This window comes from Microcoleus sp. BM001215392, from assembly GCF_036700185.1.
Taxonomy (GTDB): domain Bacteria; phylum Cyanobacteriota; class Cyanobacteriia; order Cyanobacteriales; family Microcoleaceae; genus Microcoleus.
Map to the genome: position 1 here is coordinate 1 of NZ_JAUBOJ010000696.1, position 1,548 is coordinate 1,548.

1 protein-coding gene and 1 pseudogene are annotated in these 1,548 nt (G+C 48.2%); both read right to left on the reverse strand.

Annotated elements, in window-relative coordinates:
* Window positions 1–483: serine/threonine-protein kinase (locus tag QT974_RS34240; RefSeq protein ID WP_333472800.1), on the reverse strand; the 483-nt coding region annotated here is incomplete at its 3' end.
* Between the two features lie 383 nt (window positions 484–866).
* Window positions 867–1,548, reverse strand: a pseudogene (locus QT974_RS34245) (aminomethyl-transferring glycine dehydrogenase); the annotation flags it as partial.

Here is a 1,548-nt window from a genome sequence, read left to right on the forward strand (position 1 = left end):
CAAGGGGGGGCTGGGGGGGGTTCTTAACATAACATTTTGCGGTTTAACATCCAGATGAGTAAATCCCTGCTGGTGAACAAAACTCAGGGCGCTTCCGACTTGTTGAATCATTGGCAAAGCTTTCGCTTCGGACAAAATGCCGTTATCTTCGAGATATTCTGCTAAATTAGTGCCGTCGATTAATTCCATTACCATGCACCACAATTCGATATTTCCTGCCATTTCGGGAAATACTTCGTAAACTTGGACGACATGGGGATGGCTGCATCGGGCTAAAGATAATGCTTCGTTGACAAATTTGGTTTGTAATTCGCGAAAGTTTGGCTTACCTTGAACGTTGGCATTTAGGGTTTTGATGGCGACTACTTTGCCTTCTTTGGGGTTTTGGGCGCGGTAGGTGACGCCGAATGCGCCGCCACCGAGGATGGCTTCGATGATGTATTTGCCGTTGTGGATTTGTTGTTCGGGCTGCCAGTGCCTCATGGCGGGTTTGTGGGGGTGGAGAGGATGGTTTTAATTGTAGCTGAGGTGGGGGAATTTTGGGTGAGGCTGAGAAACCGGGTTTTTTCGGAGGTTGTCGGCGGTGGCGAAAATTCTCATAAAAACCTGGTTTCTTGAGGCCTTGGGTGAGGCGAGAAACCGGGTTTTTTCGAGATTTTGGGCTGCAATCAAGTATTGTCGCAAAAACCCGGTTTCTTGGAGTCTTCGCGTGAGGCCAGAAACCGGGTTTTTTCCGAGATTTAGGGTTTTAGTGGGGTATTGTCGCAAAAACCCGGTTTCTTGGGGCTTTGCGCGAGGTTCAGAAACCGGGTTTTTTCCGAGATTTAGGTGACAGTTTTAATTTGGGCAAAAACCCGGTTTCAATCTTAAGTGTAAGCCTCCATTGGCAAACAAGAACAGACAAAATTTCGATCGCCAAACGCATTATCTATCCTTCCCACCGCAGGCCAAAACTTATGTTCGCGAGTCCAAGGAGTCGGATAAGCCGCTTGGGCGCGAGTATAAGGACGATTCCACTCATCAACCATCAGAGATTCTGCGGTATGTGGGGCATTTTTCAAGACGTTATTTTGCGCGTCAACATTGCCGTTTTCAATCTCCGCAATTTCCCCACGAATCGCAATCATCGCATCGCAGAAACGGTCTAATTCCTGCTTCGATTCGCTTTCCGTCGGTTCCACCATCACGGTACCTGCAACTGGCCAAGAAACTGTCGGCGCGTGATAGCCGTAATCCATCAGGCGTTTGGCGATATCTTCGACTTCAATACCTGCGGTTTTCTTGAGAAGTCGCAAATCCAGAATGCACTCGTGCGCTACCAAACCCGATTTCCCTTTGTACAAAACCGGATAATAGGATTCTAACCGAGCTGCCATGTAATTAGCATTAAGAATTGCAACTTTGGTCGCTTCAGTTAAACTCACTCCTCCCATCATCCGAATGTACATCCAAGAAATAGTCAAAATGCTAGCACTTCCCCAAGGCGCGGCCGAAACAGCACCAACTGATTCTATCTTACTCCCCCCCTTAGCAAGGGGGGGTTGGGGG